Annotated in this window: 12 protein-coding genes; 7 read left to right on the top strand and 5 right to left on the bottom strand. The window is 66.8% G+C overall.

Annotated features, from left to right (window positions below):
* Positions 1-307 precede the first annotated feature (307 nt).
* The 4 genes from ACCQ00_RS03760 to ACCQ00_RS03775 all read right to left on the bottom strand — a co-directional run bounded on the left by ACCQ00_RS03760 (position 308) and on the right by ACCQ00_RS03775 (position 5,618).
* On the bottom strand, positions 308-3,142 hold the full coding sequence (locus ACCQ00_RS03760; RefSeq protein ID WP_039573328.1) for a valine--tRNA ligase: 2,835 nt from the start codon (positions 3,140-3,142) through the stop codon (positions 308-310).
* A gap of 207 nt (positions 3,143-3,349) precedes the next feature.
* The gene (locus tag ACCQ00_RS03765; RefSeq protein WP_039573331.1) at positions 3,350-3,775 is read right to left on the bottom strand and encodes a DNA polymerase III subunit chi; all 426 of its coding nucleotides are present in this window, start codon (positions 3,773-3,775) and stop codon (positions 3,350-3,352) included.
* The gene (locus ACCQ00_RS03770) at positions 3,775-4,146 is read right to left on the bottom strand and encodes a hypothetical protein (RefSeq protein ID WP_039573334.1); all 372 of its coding nucleotides are present in this window, start codon (positions 4,144-4,146) and stop codon (positions 3,775-3,777) included. The genes ACCQ00_RS03765 and ACCQ00_RS03770 overlap by 1 nt, the downstream gene beginning before the upstream one ends.
* Positions 4,146-5,618, bottom strand: coding sequence for a leucyl aminopeptidase (locus tag ACCQ00_RS03775; RefSeq protein WP_039573336.1), 1,473 nt, complete (start codon positions 5,616-5,618; stop codon positions 4,146-4,148). Before ACCQ00_RS03775 ends, ACCQ00_RS03770 begins: the two co-directional genes overlap by 1 nt.
* Before the next feature lie 107 nt (positions 5,619-5,725).
* Here ACCQ00_RS03775 and lptF point away from each other — a divergent pair, with 107 nt between their 5' ends.
* The 3 genes from lptF (at position 5,726) to ACCQ00_RS03790 (ending at position 8,210) form a co-directional block, all read left to right on the top strand.
* Entirely contained in the window at positions 5,726-6,808 is a 1,083-nt protein-coding gene (lptF, locus tag ACCQ00_RS03780) for an LPS export ABC transporter permease LptF (protein WP_039573339.1), read from the top strand.
* The gene (gene lptG, locus ACCQ00_RS03785; RefSeq protein WP_033473963.1) at positions 6,805-7,911 is read left to right on the top strand and encodes an LPS export ABC transporter permease LptG; all 1,107 of its coding nucleotides are present in this window, start codon (positions 6,805-6,807) and stop codon (positions 7,909-7,911) included. Before lptF ends, lptG begins: the two co-directional genes overlap by 4 nt.
* Positions 7,912-8,012: 101 nt before the next feature.
* Positions 8,013-8,210 (top strand): hypothetical protein, encoded by a 198-nt coding sequence (locus ACCQ00_RS03790; protein WP_017157659.1) that lies wholly within the window; start codon positions 8,013-8,015, stop codon positions 8,208-8,210.
* A 259-nt stretch (positions 8,211-8,469) separates the two neighbouring features.
* Here ACCQ00_RS03790 and ACCQ00_RS03795 read toward each other — a convergent pair whose 3' ends face one another.
* Positions 8,470-8,931, bottom strand: a complete 462-nt coding sequence (locus ACCQ00_RS03795) for an RDD family protein (RefSeq protein WP_017157660.1) — start codon at positions 8,929-8,931, stop codon at positions 8,470-8,472.
* A 387-nt stretch (positions 8,932-9,318) separates the two neighbouring features.
* On the opposite strand from ACCQ00_RS03795, the gene xerD reads away from it, so the two are divergent.
* The 4 genes from xerD (at position 9,319) to purL (ending at position 16,140) form a co-directional block, all read left to right on the top strand.
* The gene (xerD, locus tag ACCQ00_RS03800; RefSeq protein WP_039573345.1) at positions 9,319-10,290 is read left to right on the top strand and encodes a site-specific tyrosine recombinase XerD; all 972 of its coding nucleotides are present in this window, start codon (positions 9,319-9,321) and stop codon (positions 10,288-10,290) included.
* Between the two features lie 18 nt (positions 10,291-10,308).
* Positions 10,309-10,548 carry a hypothetical protein gene (locus ACCQ00_RS03805; RefSeq protein ID WP_080949020.1) on the top strand — a complete coding sequence of 80 codons (240 nt, stop codon included), beginning with the start codon at positions 10,309-10,311 and terminating at the stop codon, positions 10,546-10,548.
* A 224-nt stretch (positions 10,549-10,772) separates the two neighbouring features.
* The gene (locus ACCQ00_RS03810) at positions 10,773-11,570 is read left to right on the top strand and encodes a DsbC family protein (protein ID WP_008571787.1); all 798 of its coding nucleotides are present in this window, start codon (positions 10,773-10,775) and stop codon (positions 11,568-11,570) included.
* 517 nt (positions 11,571-12,087) lie between these two features.
* Positions 12,088-16,140, top strand: a complete 4,053-nt coding sequence (gene purL, locus ACCQ00_RS03815) for a phosphoribosylformylglycinamidine synthase (RefSeq protein ID WP_039583600.1) — start codon at positions 12,088-12,090, stop codon at positions 16,138-16,140.
* Positions 16,141-16,469 lie beyond the last annotated feature (329 nt).

The raw sequence follows: 16,469 nt of genomic DNA on the forward strand, positions 1-16,469 counted from the left end.
TGGCTGCGTGGCGTATCAGCTTCCCAATCAGGGCGAGCCCCGGTAGAGCCTTTTGGAAAGCCACCGACTGACTTTCCAGTGCGGTGTCGTCACCGATTGCGGACCGTTGGCGGCATGGATGCCGCCAACGAGCCCCCCAGGGATGGAGTCACGGGGTGTCCGGCGAGCGGTGCGGGCACCGCGCAATCGACACAGCAGGCTTGAAGATCGCCACGCCCTCGCAACGCGCGACGTCAGGCCAGTCGGATGAGATGCCAGGCACTGAGCGCGCCCGCATGACTGCAGCGCGCTCGACTGACCGCCTGGCTCAGATCTTCGCGCGCTGCTCGCGCAAGCCGGTCAGTTGCGTGGTCCAGTCGTTCAAGCGCGCACGTTCCTGTTCGACCACGGCGGCCGGTGCGTTTTGCACGAAGGTGGCGCTGCCGAGTTTGCCGTTGCACTTGGCGATCTCGCCTTCCACGCGCTTGATTTCCTTGTCCAGTCGGTTGCGTTCGGCATCCATGTCGACCAGGCCTTCCAGTGGCACCAGCAACGTGAGTTCGCCCACGATGGCCGCGGCCGACGGCGGTGTGTCCTGGCCGGCGTCCAGCCAGTCGATGGTTTCCAGCTTGAGCAGGAACGATAGCTGCGAGGCGAAACGGGCAACACGCGGGCGGTCCTCGGCAGTGCCGGCTTGCAGCAGCAGGCGCACCTGCTTGGACGGCGGCACGTTCAATTCGCTGCGCACGCGGCGCAGTGCCGACACCATCGACTTGAGCCATTCGACATCGGCTTCGGCGGTTGCATAGCCGCTGGTATCGACATCACCAACCTGCGGGAAGCTCTGCAACGAAATCGTGGCGGTGGTGATGCCCAGGCGCGGCGCGACCTGCTGCCACAATTCCTCGGTCACGAACGGGGTGAGCGGGTGCAACAGGCGCAGCAACGACTCCAGCACATACAGCAGCGTGTGGCGCGTGCTGGCGGCCGCGTCGGTGTCCTGACCGTTGAGCGCCGGCTTGGCCAGCTCCACGAACCAGTCGCAGAACGCGTTCCAGGCGAATTCGTACAGCGACTGTGCGAGCAGGTCGAAGCGATAGTTGGCGTAATGCACGTGGGTTTCTGCGGTGGCCTTGTCCAGGCGCGCCAGGATCCACTTCTCCGCTTCGGTGCGCGGCTGCGGCACGCCGCTAAAGCGCGCACCTTCGGTGTTCATCAGCGCAAAGCGCGTGGCGTTCCACAGCTTGTTGCAGAAGTTCTTGTAGCCCTCGGCGCGGCCCAGATCGAACTTGATGTCGCGGCCATGCGTGGCGAGTGCGGCGATGGTGAAGCGCAGCGCGTCTGCACCGTGGGCGATAATGCCGTCGGGGAATTCACGACGCGTGGCTTTTTCGATCTTTTCTGCCATGCGCGGCTGCATCAAGCCATGGGTGCGCTTGGCCACCAGGTCCTCGATGCTGATGCCGTCGATGATGTCCAGCGGATCGAGCACGTTGCCCTTGGACTTGGACATCTTCTGGCCTTGCGCATCGCGAATCAGGCCGGTGATGTAGACATCGCGGAACGGCACCTGGCCGGTGAAGCTGTCGGTGGCCATGATCATGCGCGCCACCCAGAAGAAGATGATGTCGAAGCCCGTCACCAGGACCGACGACGGCAGATAACGCGCGAAACCGCGCTCGGCCATCGCCTGCGCATCCGGCCAGCCCAGCGTGGAGAACGGCCACAGCTGCGAGGAGAACCAGGTTTCCAGCACGTCGCTGTCCTGGTGCAGGGCGACGCCCGCGCCTAAACCGTGCTTGGCGCGCACCTCGGCTTCGTCGTGGCCGACGTAGCACTTGCCGGCCTCGTCGAACCACGCCGGAATGCGATGGCCCCACCACAGCTGCCGGCTGATGCACCAGTCCTGGATGTTTTCCATCCAGTGGCGATAGGTGTTGATCCAGTTCGGCGGCACGAACTTGATCTGGCCGCTTTCGACCAGCTCAAGCCCGCGCTTTGCCAGCGCATCCATCTTCACGAACCACTGGTCGGTGAGGTAGGGCTCGATCACCTGGCCGGTGCGATCGCCGCGCGGCACCTGCAGCTTGTGCGGCTTGGTTTCCACCAACAGGCCGAGGTCTTCCAATTCGGACAGCACCAGCTTGCGTGCGTCGTAGCGATCCAGGCCGCGGTAGCGGTCCGGTGCTTCGTCGTTGAGGGTTGCGGTGACGGTGAAAAGGTTGATCATCGGCAGCGAGTGCCGCACACCCACCTGGTAATCGTTGAAATCGTGCGCCGGCGTGACCTTGACCACGCCGGTGCCGAAGGCGCGGTCGACGTAATCGTCGGTGATCACCGGCACCTGGCGGCCGGTCAGCGGCAACACGATGCGCGCGTTATGCAGCGTGAGATAACGCGCGTCTTCCGGGTGCACCATCACTGCGGTATCGCCGAGCATGGTTTCCGGGCGCGTGGTGGCCACCACCAGGTAATCGCGGGTTTCGCGCAGCGTCTCGTTGCCGTCGGCATCGTGCTCGACGTGTTCGTAGGTCACGCCATCGGCCAACGGGTAACGGATCGACCACAGGAAGCCGTCTTCTTCGACGTTCTCCACTTCCAGATCGGAGATCGCGGTCTTCAGCACCGGGTCCCAGTTGACCAGGCGCTGGCCGCGGTAGATCAGGCCCTGCTCGTACCAGCGCACGAACGCTTCGTTGACCGCCGCCGAGGGCTGCGGGTCCATGGTGAAGGTGCTGCGCGACCAGTCGCTGGACGTGCCCAGCCGGCGCATCTGGCGCTCGATGGTGTCGCCGGATTCGGCTTTCCATTCCCACACCTTGGCGATGAAGCCCTCGCGCCCCAGCGAATCGCGCGTTTGCCCCTTGCCTTCCAGCGCCAGGTTGCGCGAGACCACCATCTCGGTGGCGATGCCGGCATGGTCGGTGCCCACCTGCCACAAGGTGTCATAACCACGCATGCGGTGATAGCGCACCAACGCATCCATCAGCGTCTGCTGGAACGCATGGCCCATGTGCAGCGTGCCGGTCACGTTCGGCGGCGGCAGCAACACGGTGTACGGCTCACCCTTGCCGGACGGTGCGAAATAACCGGCCGCCTCCCACTGCGCGTACAGGCGTGATTCGAAGGAAGAGGGGTCGTAGCTGGAGGCGAGGGTGGTCATAGTGGGGCTGGGATTCGGAATTCGGGAGTCGGGATTGGTTGCGTCATGGGGCCGGCGAGAATCACTGGCAACCCATTGATTAACTTTACTGTTGGTGCTGTGGAGCGAACATCGGCCGTCTTGGATTGGTCGTTGGATGCAGCCTCGGGACGCGCAGAAATCTGCTCTGACGAATCCCCAATCCCAACTCCCCAATCCCCGCCGCACTCACATGTCGTACTTGGTCAGTTCCAGGCCCAGGGCCTTGTACTGCTTCCAGCGTTCGCGCAGCGGTTCGCGGGCAGCGGGGTCGGCCGGCACCACTTCCAGTACGCGGTCGCAGGCGCCCAGGTAGGGGTCGTCGCGCAGGTTGATCACCAGCGGGCGCGAGGGGGCATCGAACTCCGGCGAGGCGATCAGCACCGGTGTCAGTTCGTCTTCTTCATCGGTGCCGGCAATCTGGTGCGGGATGTAGGCCTCGTCGTCGAACGCCCACAGCAGGTCGTCCAGCGCCTCGGCCTGCTCCGCATCGCGGGCCAGGATCAAGGTGGCCAGGTTGGCGTCGTTGGCCTTGCGCGCCAGCTCGCAGACCAGCCGCAGCGGTTCGTTGAGGAAGCGCGGCTTGGCGATCAGGTAGAAGTCGGCACGGGGCATCAGGCGGTCACAAGGCGGGAGGAGAGCAACACTTCGGTGGTCATGCCGGCGGCCGCGAACAGGGCCGCGCAGCCAAGCACGGCCAACAGCAGGCCGCCGAATGCGCGCAGGCGGCGCCCGGGTGGGCGCGAACGGTACAGGTACACCGGCAGGAACAGCACGGCCAAGGCCACGATGCCGATATTCATCCAGGCCGGTCGGCGGTAACCGAGCTGGCGGCTGTCGGCCGCCAGCCACACAAACAACAGCAAAAGCTGCACGACGATCCAGAGCAGATCGATGCCGGGGCTGGTCCAGCCCGACACCGCGCTGGCGGCTCCGTTCACGACGGAGAAGCCAGCGATGAGCGCCAGTGCAGCGCGCGGCGACATCAGGCCGCGCGATCCAGCAACCACTGGGTCAGCAGGCCGACCGGGCGACCGGTGGCCATGCCGCGCTTGCCTTCGTCGCTGGCCACGCCGGCGATATCCAGGTGCGCCCAACGCTGGTTTTCGGTGAAGCGCGACAGGAAGCAGCCCGCGGTGATCGCGCCACCCCAGCGGCCGCCGATGTTGTAGACATCGGCGAAGGTGGAATCCAGCAGGCCCTGGTATTCGTCCCACAGCGGCAGGCGCCAGGCGCGGTCGAACACGTGCTCGCCAGCGGCCAGCAGTTCGTTGGCCAGGTCGTCGTGCTTGCTCATCAGGCCGGCAGTCTGGTGGCCCAGCGCCACCATGCAGGCACCGGTCAACGTGGCCACGTCCACCAACGCTTCGGGGTTGAAGCGCTCGGCGTAGGTCAGCGCATCGCACAGGATCAGGCGGCCTTCGGCATCGGTATTGCCGACCTCGATGGTCTTGCCGGACATGCTGGTGATCACATCGGAGGGACGGTAAGCGTTGCCGTCGATGGCGTTCTCGACCGCCGGCACCACCACCACCAGGTTGATCGGCAGCTCGGCCTTGACCGTGGCCACGAAGGTGCCGATGACGTTGGCGCCACCGCACATGTCGTACTTCATTTCCTCGATGCCGCCCTGCGTCTTGAGGTTGACGCCGCCGGTATCGAAGGTGATGCCCTTGCCGACCAGCACATACGGGCGCGCGTCGCCGCCGCCGTTCCACTTCAGCACGATCAGGCGCGGGCGGTTGGCCGAGCCGCGTGCCACCGACAGCAGCGAGCCCATGCCCAGCGCGTCCATCTGCGCCTCGTCCAGGATCTCGGCCTCGGCACCCGGGAACTTGCCGGCGAAGGCCGCGGCGGTCTCGGCCAGGTAGGCCGGGGTGCAGTAGTTCGGCGGCAGGTTGCCCAGCTCGCGGGCGAACTCCACGCCTTCGGCAGTGGCCACGCCCACGGCGAGCGCGCGGGTGTCGTCGCCGGCGATGGCCAGGGTGGTCAAGCCGGTCTCGTCCACCTTCTTCTTGCCCAGCGTGGCGGTGTAGCGGTAGGCGGCGTGGTCGCTGACGGTCACCGCCTGGCGGATGTTCCAGGCGGCATCGCGGGCCTTGACGGTGAGTTCGGTCAGGGTGAGCAGGGCGGTGCCGACCGCGCCGGTCTTCAGCGCGCGGGTCGCATCGCCGACGGCCTTGAGATAGGGCGCCACGCCGAACTTGCCGGCTTCGCCCAGGCCGACCACCAGCACGCGCGGCGCGGTGACGCCGGGCAGGTCGTGCAGCAGCGTGGTGCTGCCGGTCTTGCTGGCCACATCGCCGCGCGCGACCAAGGCCGTCAAGCGGCCCTGACTGGCGCTGTCCAGCGCCTGGGCAGCGGGCGAAAGGGTCTTGTCGGCGAACACGCCAACCACGATGCAGTCGACGGCAGCGCTTGCCGGCGCGTCTTGGTTCAGGGTGAATTGCAGGGCCATTGATCAGATTCCGTAGGCAAATCCGTACAATCGCGGGCTGTTTACGCCAACCGGACTAGGCTGGCGGCGCCGCGAACGAATCCGAGAGTTTAAAACAAGCCCACCCCATGCCGAAGCTCGATCGATACCTGCTTAGCGATTTCACCCAGAGCTTCCTGGCCACCTTGATCGTGCTGCTGGTCGTCAGCGTTGGCGGTGTGCTGGTGGATATCCTCGGCAATATCGCCGACGGCCGCATCCCGGCGCGCTTGCTGCTGTCGCAGGTGGGGCTGCAATTCGTGGCGTATCTGCCCATTATCCTGCCGCTGGCGTTGATGCTGGGCCTGTTATTGGCGCTGGCCAGGCTGTACCGCGATTCAGAAATGGCCGTCATTACCGCCATTGGCGTCGGCCCCCGGCGCATGCTGCGGCCGATGCTGATGCTGGTGGTGCCGGTGGTGGTGGTCATCGGGTTGTGCTCGCTGTGGCTGGGCCCCTGGGCGAGCCGCACTGCCGAGGCGATGCTGGAAGATGCCAACCGCAGCGTGCTGATGGCCGGTCTGGAGTCGGGCCAGTTCACGCCGTTGTCCGGCGGTGGGGTGGTCTACCTGCAGACGATCTCTGCCGACGGCAAGGGCCTGGGCAAGGTCTTCATGCAGCGCCAGCAGAATGACCGCATTGATGTGGTCACTGCCGACCGCGGCGCGATGTTCTTCGAGGGCAAGACCGACTGTTACCTGCGCCTGGACGATGGCTACCGCACGGAAGGCCCGGCAAGCGGCGCGACCCTGGACTATCGCTTGATGAAGTTCGCCAGCAGCGATATCGCCTTGCCCGACCGCACCCGCGTGCACGATGCCAACGATCCGGAAGTGATGTGGACCACCCAGTTGCTGTCCGACGAGCGTCCTGCCGCGCGCGCCCAGCTGCATGAGCGCCTGGCGCCGCCGTTGCTGGCCCTGGCGTTTGCCTTGCTGACCTTGCCGCTGTCGCGCAGCGCACCGCGGCAACAGCGTTATGGCCGAATCATGCTGGCATTTCTGGCCTACATGGTGGGCACCAATCTGATGATCGTCGGCACCCAGTGGATCGCCAACGGCAAGACCCCGGCGGCGCTGGGCCTGTGGTGGTTGACGCTGCCGCTGCTGGCAGTGGCGGTGTGGGCGTATGCGCGCGATGGCCGTGTGCGTCGGCCGAGGGCGCGCGCATGAAGCTGACGCCGCGGGTCCACGATTGGTACGTCGGTCGCGTGGTGTTGTTTACCGTGCTGCTGACCTGGGCGGTGCTGCTGGGGCTGGATCTGGTCAACGCCTTCGCCAGCGAAGCCAAGAACATCGGGCAGGGCAGCTACACCTTCGGGCACGCGGTGGCGTACGTGGCCTACACCGTGCCGCGCCGGGCCTATACCTTGTTCCCGACGGCCGCGGTGATTGGCGCGCTGATGGGCTTGGGCCAGTTGGCCGCCACCTCCGAGCTGACGGCGCTGCGTGCGCTGGGCGTGTCGCGCAAACGCATGTCTGCCTCGGTCGTCGCAGCGATGGCGCTGCTGACCGCCAGCATGGTGATCAGTGGCGAAACCATCGGGCCGTGGGCACAGAACCAGGCCGACACGCTCAAGGCAAGTGCCCGCTTCAACAGCGATATGGCGTCTTCGCGCTACGCCGGGCTGTGGGCACGCGAGGGCGACACCTTCCTCAATGCCTTGAGTGGCGAAGAGAAGCTGCTCGATGGCGGTGGCACCGCGCTGGATCTGCACGATGTGCGGCTCTACCACCTCGATCCCAGCGGCAGGATGCAGCAATTGACCTACGCCTCGGTGGCCGAACACCGCGACGGCCGTTGGACCCTGCGCCAGGTCCGTCGCGACACCTTCCAGGAACGCTCGGTGCAGCGCGAGACCTTCCCCGAATTGCCGTGGCAAACGCAATTGAATCCTGCCGCGCTGGCCGCTGGCCTGGCCAAGCCGCGCAATCTTTCCGCGCACGAGCTGGAGCAGAGCATCGAATACCGTCGCCGCAATGGATTGGACGCGCGCGATTACGAAGATCAGTACTGGAGCCGGTGGTTCTATCCGCTCAATGTGCTGGCGCTGTGCATGGCGGCAATCCCGTTCTCGTTCGGCTCGCTGCGCAGCGGCGGCCTGGGCAAGCGCCTGTTCCTGGGCATTCTGTTTGCGCTGGGTTTCTGGCTGCTGCAGCTGTTCTTCGGCCGCATGGCCGGCGCCCTCAAGCTCGATTACCGCATTGCCTATGCGCTGCCGCCCATGGTGATGCTGGGTGTGTCGGCGTGGTTGTTCCGCAGGCGTAGCAGTTGAACCGCGCACCGCAGGCCCTGGTCGATACCGATCAACGCGCGCTTGCGCAGGCAGTCGGCGAGGTGCTGCATTATCTGTGGGATCCGATCGGCGTTGCGGGGGTGCCGCAGGCGCGCGATGAGTACGACAGTTATGTCCCCGAGATCTGCACGCTGTTGTGGCAGGGCGCAGATCAGGCAACGGTCGCCACGGCCCTGCGTGAGATCGCCAGGCAGCGCATGGGCCTTCACGGCACGGACGTTCTAGCCGAGCAGGCAGCCCGCCGTTTAATGGTATGGCGCGAGGTCATCACCCGTTAGGAATGGGGCGATACGTCAGGCGTATCGGCTGGCCGGTTCCGGCAGTTCTCTTGATTAGGCGAGCGCGGGTTCCACCTCGCACATCCAGGCATATCTCCGCCGAGACGGTCGCGTAGTGCAGTTGCCAGCACGTGCCGCTGAGGGGCCGGTAGGAATCTCACATGTGCCCCTGGCATCGGCAATCGGTAGCAACGTGCCGGCCCTTCCTCCGCAGCACGCTAGCTCGCCAGCATTCGCCAGCGGCGCGCTGGTCATGTTGCTAATGCTTGGCAATGCGCTGCAGCCGAGTCCCGCTCGCACGGTCGTGCCAGGTCAGCCGGTCGCGGTCCAGCCACGCCCACCAGAATCCCAGCCCGCCCAGCGCCAGCGACAAGGTGCCGACGGCATAGCGGATCCACAGCGCACGCCATGACACCTGTGGGGCGATCAAGCGCAGCCGCCAGGGGCGCATGCCCAGCGTCTGTCCGCCGCGTCGCCAGCTCACGGTGGCGTAGAGGCCTGCGGCGATCCAGCAGCACAGCCATAACAGCCACTGCCAGCCGCTGAAAGGGGCGATGTTTTCGCGTGCGGGGTGCCCGGCAAGCGTAAAGCCCAGCGTGAACACGGTGGAGATCAGCATCGACAGCGCCAGCACCGGCCAGGCGTCGTAGCACAGCGCCAGCAGCCGCCAGCCCACCAGGGCAGGGGCGCGCGCAACGCGAGGCGAAGGGATCGAGGTCATGGCGCGAGCATAACGGTCGCCAAGCACGGCGCAACGCCGCGCTGCAGTAGCCGCGCCCCGGTACTTGCGCGCGCTGACGCAAGGCGACAATCCAAGCACGATCAACCGCATCCTGGCACGAGGGCTGGTACCTAGACTCGGCGTGTCCAGTCGAGCGCATGCCCATGCCCGGGACCTGCCGGCCATGGGATCAACTGGCGACGGCATCGCCGCTGCCTTGCTGGCGTCGCGATCCGGATGACCTTCGCGCCTGCGGCCGAGGCGTGCTGATCACGTGCGACAATGACGCGCAGCGCCACATGTGCGCCTCTCGTGCGCAGGCAATACACCTCCCGGCAACGCCGCCCATCGGCTCTCAAAACGCACGCCGCGTTTTATGCTGTGGCGATGTCTGCCAGCAGCCCCGCCGAACGCCGCCAACTTGCCCGCCAACTGCCACCGGTGCAGGCGGCCGATGCCGGCGTGATCGAACGCTTTCTCGACCGGTTCTGGGCCGAGCAGGGCGTGGCGCGACAGACCCTGGAAAGTTATCGGCGCGACCTGGAAGGGCTGGCGCGTTGGCGCGACGGCGCGGGTGGCGGCTTGCTCGGCATCGACCGTGCCGCCCTGTTCGACTATCTGCGCTGGCGTGCCCAGGCCAATTACTCTCCGCGCAGCACGGCGCGGCTGTTGTCGACCTTGCGTGCGTTCTACGGGCTGTGCCTGCGCGATGGCGTGCGCAGCGACGATCCCACCGCCCTGATCGACCCGCCGCAACTGCCACGCTCGCTGCCCAAGGCCTTGACCGAAAGTCAGATCGAGGCCTTGCTGGCCGCGCCGGACGCGGACACCCCGGCAGGCCTGCGCGATCGCGCGATGCTGGAACTGATGTACGCCGCGGGCCTGCGTGTGAGCGAGCTGGTCAACCTGCCGGCAGTGGGGGTGAACCTGCGTCAGGGCGTGCTGCGGGTGACCGGCAAGGGCAGCAAGGACCGGCTGGTGCCGCTGGGCGAGGAATCCCAGCATTGGTTGGAGCGTTACCTGCGCGAGGCGCGCCCGCTGCTGGTCGCGAACAAGCCGGTGGCGGCGGTTGACGGGCAGGTGCCGTTGTTCATCGACGCCGCGCGTCAGCCGCTCAGCCGACAGCAGTTCTGGGCGTTGGTCAAACGTTACGCAGCGGTCGCCGGTATCGACCCGGACACGGTCAGCCCGCATGGGCTGCGGCATAGCTTTGCCACCCATCTGCTCAACCGCGGCGCCGATCTGCGCGCGTTGCAGATGCTGCTGGGCCACAGCTCGTTGTCGACCACGCAGATCTATACGCTGGTGGCGCGCCAGCATCTGCAGAAACTGCACGCCAGCCATCATCCGCGCGGTTAGTCGGCGCAGCGTCTCGCCATGGGGATGCGTGCAGGCCACGCGCTTGTCGCGGTTGCGGCAGAGAACTGCCAACGGGTCAACGCCGCGCTGGCGGCCGCATCGACAGCGCCAGCGGACGTTGGTGGTGCCTCGCCAGACACGTTCGGCGACCGCGGCGGCCTTGCCGGTCAGGCTGGCGCTGGCCGGCGCGACATCTACATGGTCATACCTGGTGCTGACGGTCAGCGCCGGACGCCACGCGGCGGTGCACTCCAGTAAAACTGCAGAGAGTGGCGGCGGCGCTTGCAGGCATGTTCAAGACGCCCTGCGACGGCGACTGTGCCGAGCCCACTGCCAGACCCGGCAAGCCGCGCGCTGCATTGCGTCTGTCCAACAGGTGCAGCAGTGGCTTGCCTGTCGCGTTCACAAACTGTGGCGGCCGGGGCCAGGCTTCATCTGCGCTGTGCGAGAATCCGGGCACCTCATTCCATCTGGATGCGTGAATGTATCGTCTTGCCATCGCCGCGCTGCTGGGCGCGATCAGCCTTACCGCCTGCGCACAATCCTCGCAGCCTGCGGCAAGTACTGCCGGCGCCAAGCCCGCCGCCGCGCCTGCCGCCACCGGCACGGTGGACCAACGCGTGAGCACGGCGCTCAAGGCGCTGGACCCGGACTTCAAGCCCGATTACATCGGTGCTGCGCCGTTCCCCGGCTTCCGCGAAGTGGTCGTCGGCGGGCAGGTGCTGTACGTCAGCGACGACGGCCGCTACCTGATCCAGGCGCAGCCGTTCGACATCCAGAACAAGCAGTTCGCCGCCAGCCCGGGCTTGCTGGCCTATCGCCGCAAGCAGCTGGACACCGTGCCCAAGGCCGACCGCATCGTGTTCGCGCCGGCCAACCCGAAGTACACCGTCACCGTCTTCACCGATGTGGAATGCGGTTACTGCCGCAAATTGCATAGCGAGATCGGCGAGCTCAACAAGCAGGGCATCGCGGTGGAATACCTCGCGTTTCCGCGCATGGGCCTGGGCAGCCAGGACCACAAGGAAATGATTGCGGTGTGGTGCGCTGCCGATCGCAAGCAGGCGCTCACGGCCGCCAAGTCGGGTCAGCCGGTCGCCTCCAAGGACTGCAAGAACCCGGTGTCGATGGAATACAACCTGGGCCAGCGCCTGGGCGTCAACGGAACGCCGGCGATCTTCGCCCCCGATGGCACCCAGCTCGGTGGCTACCTGCCGCCGGCGCAGCTGCGTGAGGCGCTGGAAAAGCGGGCCGTGAGCACGGCGGGCGGCAGCCGCTGATCCACATCGACGCGGCCGTGTGACGACGCGTCGGCGCTGGCCCTTGCTGGCTGGACGCTTGTCAGGGGGCCGGGATGCGTCTGCATTCCGGCCTTTTGCGTTTCGGGGGTGGCGTGGCTGGCTGGATCGAGCGGCCGGGCGGCGTCCGGCCGCCGATTCGTCGAGGCGGTAGTGCCGATCGGCTGCGTACGGCGTGCAGATGTCGCCACTGCCAACTGTCGCGCCTGCGCCAGTTGCAGGGCCACGATGACGGTGCGGATGAAGACAGTGGGAGCAGGGCGGGGCGCTGCCAACCGGCGCGTTAGCCAGATGGCCAGTCGCCAACGCGTTAGCCAGACAGCTAGTCGCCAGGTCGCTGCGCTCGTCCGCCCGTCACGATGGCCGCGCCGAACGAAACGTGGGCTGGTGGTCTTCGGCCTGATTCGCTGGCCGATTGCCTCCGCCGCACGCTTGACCGACGCCGACCCACCGGCTCCGTTACAATCTGCAGCCCCGTTTCTGACACGGTTCCCCGGACATGATGGTCCTCGAGGGCGCTTCCGCCCTTTCGCCGTTCCGCCGCGCTCGGCTCGAAACCCGCCTGCAAACCCTCGTTCCCGCGCTGCGTATCACTGGCGCCTGGCACGTGTACTTCATCCGTGCCGAGGCCGGGCAGTCGCCCGACCAGGCCACCTTGCAGCGGATCCTGCAGGCCAACGCCGCGCCCGCCGCGCGCGATGCCGATGCCTCCTCGCGTTACGTGGTGCCGCGCCTGGGCACCTTGTCGCCGTGGTCGAGCAAGGCCACCGAGCTGGTACGCGGGGCCGGGCAGCCGATCCAGCGGGTAGAGCGCGGCACCCGCATCGACCTGGCCGGCTGGCCGGACGACGCGGCCGCCCAGGCTGCCGTGGCCAAGTTGCTGCACGACCCGATGACGCAATCGCTGCTCGGCTCGGCCGCTGCCGCCGAGGCACTGTTCAACGTGCCCGATCCGGGCCAGCTGCAGCGCGTGCCGCTGGATGGGCTGGAGCAGGCCAACCGCGACCTGGGCCTGGCCCTGGCGCAGGACGAGATCGACTACCTGCGCGAACGTTTCGGCGCGCTGGGCCGCGACCCGGCCGACGTCGAGCTGATGATGTTCGCCCAGGCCAACTCCGAACATTGCCGGCACAAGATCTTCAATGCCAGCTGGACCATCGACGGCAAGCCGCAGGAGCGCTCGCTGTTCCGCATGATCAAGCACACCCACCAGCAGACCCCGCAGCACACCTTGTCGGCCTACAGCGACAACGCGGCGGTGGTGGAAGGCGTGCCGGCTGCGCGCTATCGCCCGGATCCGGCCACCGGCCACTACCGCAGCGAAGCGGTGCTGCCGTCGGCCTTTGCGATCAAGGTGGAAACGCATAACCACCCGACCGCGATCGCCCCGTTCCCCGGCGCGGCCACCGGTGCGGGCGGCGAGATCCGCGACGAAGGCGCCACCGGCCGCGGTGGCAAGCCCAAGGCCGGCCTGACCGGGTTCTCGGTGTCGCACCTGCGCATTCCGACCCTGCCGCAGCCGTGGGAAGCGCCGCGCGCGCTGAACCCGCGCATGGCGCCGGCGCTGGACATCATGCTCGACGGCCCGCTGGGCGGCGCCGCCTTCAACAACGAATTCGGTCGCCCGAACCTGCTCGGCTATTTCCGCAGTTTCGAGCTGGCCGAAGGCCCGGGCCTGACCCGTGCCTACGACAAGCCGATCATGCTGGCCGGTGGCCTGGGCGCCATCGATCGCAACCAGGTGGAGAAGCTGCGCCTGCAGCCGGGCGATGCGGTGATCGTGCTCGGCGGCCCGGCGATGCTGATCGGCCTGGGCGGCGGTGCGGCCAGTTCGGTGGCGGCCGGCGACAGCGCCGAGGCGCTGGATTTTGCCAGCGTGCAGCGCGAAAACCCGGAGATGGAACGCCGCTGCCAGGAGGTCATCGACCGCTGCGTGGCGCTGGGCGTGGACAACCCGATCCGCTGGTTCCACGACGTGGGCGCGGGTGGGCTGTCCAACGCCATTCCCGAGCTGCTGCACGATTCGGGCGTGGGCGGCATCATCGACCTGGGCCGCGTGCTCAGCGACGACCCGTCGCTGTCGCCGCTGGAACTGTGGTGCAACGAATCGCAGGAGCGCTATGTACTCGGCGTGCCGCAGGCGCGCCTGGAAGAATTCGCCGCCATCTGCGCCCGCGAACGCTGCCCGTTCGCCGCGGTCGGCGTGGCCACGGCCGAGGAGCGGCTGGTTGTTGGCTATGGAGTCTTCGACTCCGGGATTGGAGATTCGGGATTCGGGATTCGCAACGGCGCTTCCTCGGGTGCTGGAGTCGCTCCTGCTTCCAACCAATCCCCAATGCCCAATCCCCAATCCCAGCTCCCGATCAACCTGCCGATGGATGTCCTGTTCGGCAAGGCGCCAAAGATGCATCGCGATGCGGCGCATCCGGCCGCGCCGCAGTGGCCGGTGCTGCAGACCGCGTCGCTGGACCTGCAGCAGGCCGGTTTGCGCGTGTTGGCGCATCCCACCGTGGCGTCCAAGAGCTTTCTGGTCACCATTGGCGATCGCAGCGTGGGCGGGTTGACCGCACGCGAACAGATGATCGGGCCGTGGCAGCTGCCGCTGGCCGATTGCGCGATCACCCTGGCCGGTTTCGACACCTTCGAAGGCGAGGCGATGTCGATCGGCGAACGCACGCCGCTGGCGCTGTTAAACGCGGCCGCCTCCGCGCGCATGGCAGTGGGCGAAGCGATCACCAACCTGTGCGCGGCACCGGTGCAGCGGCTGGACAGCATCAAGCTCTCGGCCAACTGGATGGCCGCCGCCGGCCATAGCGGCGAAGACGCGTTGCTGTACGACGCCGTGCGCGCGATCGGCATGGAGCTGTGCCCCGCACTCGAACTGAGCGTGCCGGTGGGTAAGGATTCGCTGTCGATGCAGGCGCAGTGGCAGGTTGGGAATGGGGAATCGGGAATCGGGAATGGTGAAACGCCAGAGTCCTCCGCTTCCACCATTCTCGATTCTCCATTCCCTATTTCCGGTGAAACGCTGAAAAGCGTTTCACCCGTCTCGTTGATCATCAGTGCATTCGCACCCGTGGGCGATGTGCGCACGCAGCTGACGCCGTTGCTGCGCAGCGGTGAAGAGAGCGAGTTGTGGTTGATCGGGCTGGGAGGCGGCAAGCAGCGGCTGGGCGGGTCGGTGCTGGCGCAGGTGTATGCCGACGACAGCGCGCTGCCGGCGTTCGGCGGCGAGGTGCCGGACCTGGACGATCCGCAGCGCCTGCGCAGTTTCTTCGAATTGATCCGCGACGCGCGCGACAGCGGGCTGTTGCTGGCGTATCACGATCGCAGCGATGGCGGTGCGTTTGCTGCGTTGTGCGAGATGGCCTTCGCGTCGCGGCAGGGCCTGGATATCACGCTGGATGCGTGGGGCGACGATGCGTTCCGCAGCCTGTTCAACGAAGAATTGGGCGCGGTGGTGCAGATCGCCAGCGAAGACCGCGCCGCGTTCGCCGACCTGGTCGAGCGCCACGCATTGACCGAATGCGCGCAGCGCATTGCGCGTCCCACCGGCACGCCGCGCATCCGCGTGAGCGGGCAGGGCCGCGTGCTGGCCGAATGGCGTTGGGAAGAGCTGTTCGATGCGTGGTGGTCGGTGACCCATGCCATGCAGAAGCTGCGCGACAACCCGGACAGCGCCGATGAAGAGCGAGCGCTGGCACGCGATTTCAAGGCGCCAGGCCTGCGCCCGAAGCTGGTGTTCGACCCTGCCGACGATGTGGCGGCGCCGTTCGTGGCCACCGGTACGCGGCCCAAGGTGGCGATCCTGCGCGAGCAGGGCGTCAACGGGCAGATCGAAATGGCCTACAACTTCGAGCGCGCCGGTTTCCGTCCCTATGACGTGCACATGAGCGACCTGATCGAGGGCCGCGTGGACCTGCGCGAGTTCGTGGGCTTTGCGGCGTGCGGCGGTTTCAGCTACGGCGACGTGCTGGGTGCCGGTCGCGGCTGGGCGACATCCATCCTGGAGCGCTCGGCGTTGCGCGAGGCCTTCGCCGCGTTCTTCGCGCGCAGCGATACGTTCGCGCTGGGCGTGTGCAACGGGTGCCAGATGCTCAGCCAGCTCAAGGACATCATTCCCGGTGCCGAGCATTGGCCGCGCTTCTTGCGCAATCGCAGCGAGCAGTTCGAAGCGCGCACCGCGCTACTGGAAGTGGTGGAGTCGCCGTCGATCTTCCTGCGCGGCATGGCCGGCTCGCGGATCCCGGTGGCGGTGGCGCACGGTGAAGGGCGCGCAGAGTTCGATAGCGCCGTGGACCAGGCCGCCGCACGGGTGGCATTGCGTTACATCGATGGCGATGGCGCGGTGGCATCGCAGTACCCGCTCAATCCGAACGGTTCCCCTGACGGCATCACCGGGCTGACCAGCAGCGACGGCCGCGTCACCATCCTGATGCCGCACCCGGAGCGCACGCCACGCAGCGCAAACCTGAGCTGGTACCCGGCCGACTGGGGCGACGACTCACCATGGTTGCGGATGTTCCGCAACGCGCGGGTGTGGTGCGGTTGATGCCGTGCGGCTGATCGGCAGCCGCCGACGCATGATCCGACGGCCGTGTGCAGCGATGCGCACGGCCGTTGGCGTTTAGGCAGGTGCGTTGAATCTGCAATTGAAATCGGTTGCAGATTCAGCGCGAGCTGCCGCTACCACCACATGCGCGCGATGCGAGCAGCAGCCTTGCGCGGAGCCAAGCGTGTTCGCTGGGCTCGCCCGCCTCGACTGCGATCTGCCGGTGCGCTTGTGCCGCGCACGAACCACGCGATGGAGCGGTTCAAATAGCGATAGTCGCTCGATGAGCGGATGCACCATGCGCTGCAATCGAAACTGTTGAAACCTAA

It is taken from the genome of Xanthomonas sp. NCPPB 3761, assembly GCF_041475705.2.
Classification (GTDB): domain Bacteria; phylum Pseudomonadota; class Gammaproteobacteria; order Xanthomonadales; family Xanthomonadaceae; genus Xanthomonas; species Xanthomonas phaseoli.

Coding starts and splice junctions, on each gene's coding strand:
- ACCQ00_RS03760 (WP_039573328.1), bottom strand. CDS start 3,142: ATGACCACCCTCGCCTCCAGCTACGACCCCTCTTCCTTCGAATCACGC.
- ACCQ00_RS03765 (WP_039573331.1), bottom strand. CDS start 3,775: ATGCCCCGTGCCGACTTCTACCTGATCGCCAAGCCGCGCTTCCTCAAC.
- ACCQ00_RS03770 (WP_039573334.1), bottom strand. CDS start 4,146: ATGTCGCCGCGCGCTGCACTGGCGCTCATCGCTGGCTTCTCCGTCGTG.
- ACCQ00_RS03775 (WP_039573336.1), bottom strand. CDS start 5,618: ATGGCCCTGCAATTCACCCTGAACCAAGACGCGCCGGCAAGCGCTGCC.
- lptF (WP_039573339.1), top strand. CDS start 5,726: ATGCCGAAGCTCGATCGATACCTGCTTAGCGATTTCACCCAGAGCTTC.
- lptG (WP_033473963.1), top strand. CDS start 6,805: ATGAAGCTGACGCCGCGGGTCCACGATTGGTACGTCGGTCGCGTGGTG.
- ACCQ00_RS03795 (WP_017157660.1), bottom strand. CDS start 8,931: ATGACCTCGATCCCTTCGCCTCGCGTTGCGCGCGCCCCTGCCCTGGTG.
- xerD (WP_039573345.1), top strand. CDS start 9,319: ATGTCTGCCAGCAGCCCCGCCGAACGCCGCCAACTTGCCCGCCAACTG.
- ACCQ00_RS03805 (WP_080949020.1), top strand. CDS start 10,309: ATGGGGATGCGTGCAGGCCACGCGCTTGTCGCGGTTGCGGCAGAGAAC.
- ACCQ00_RS03810 (WP_008571787.1), top strand. CDS start 10,773: ATGTATCGTCTTGCCATCGCCGCGCTGCTGGGCGCGATCAGCCTTACC.
- purL (WP_039583600.1), top strand. CDS start 12,088: ATGATGGTCCTCGAGGGCGCTTCCGCCCTTTCGCCGTTCCGCCGCGCT.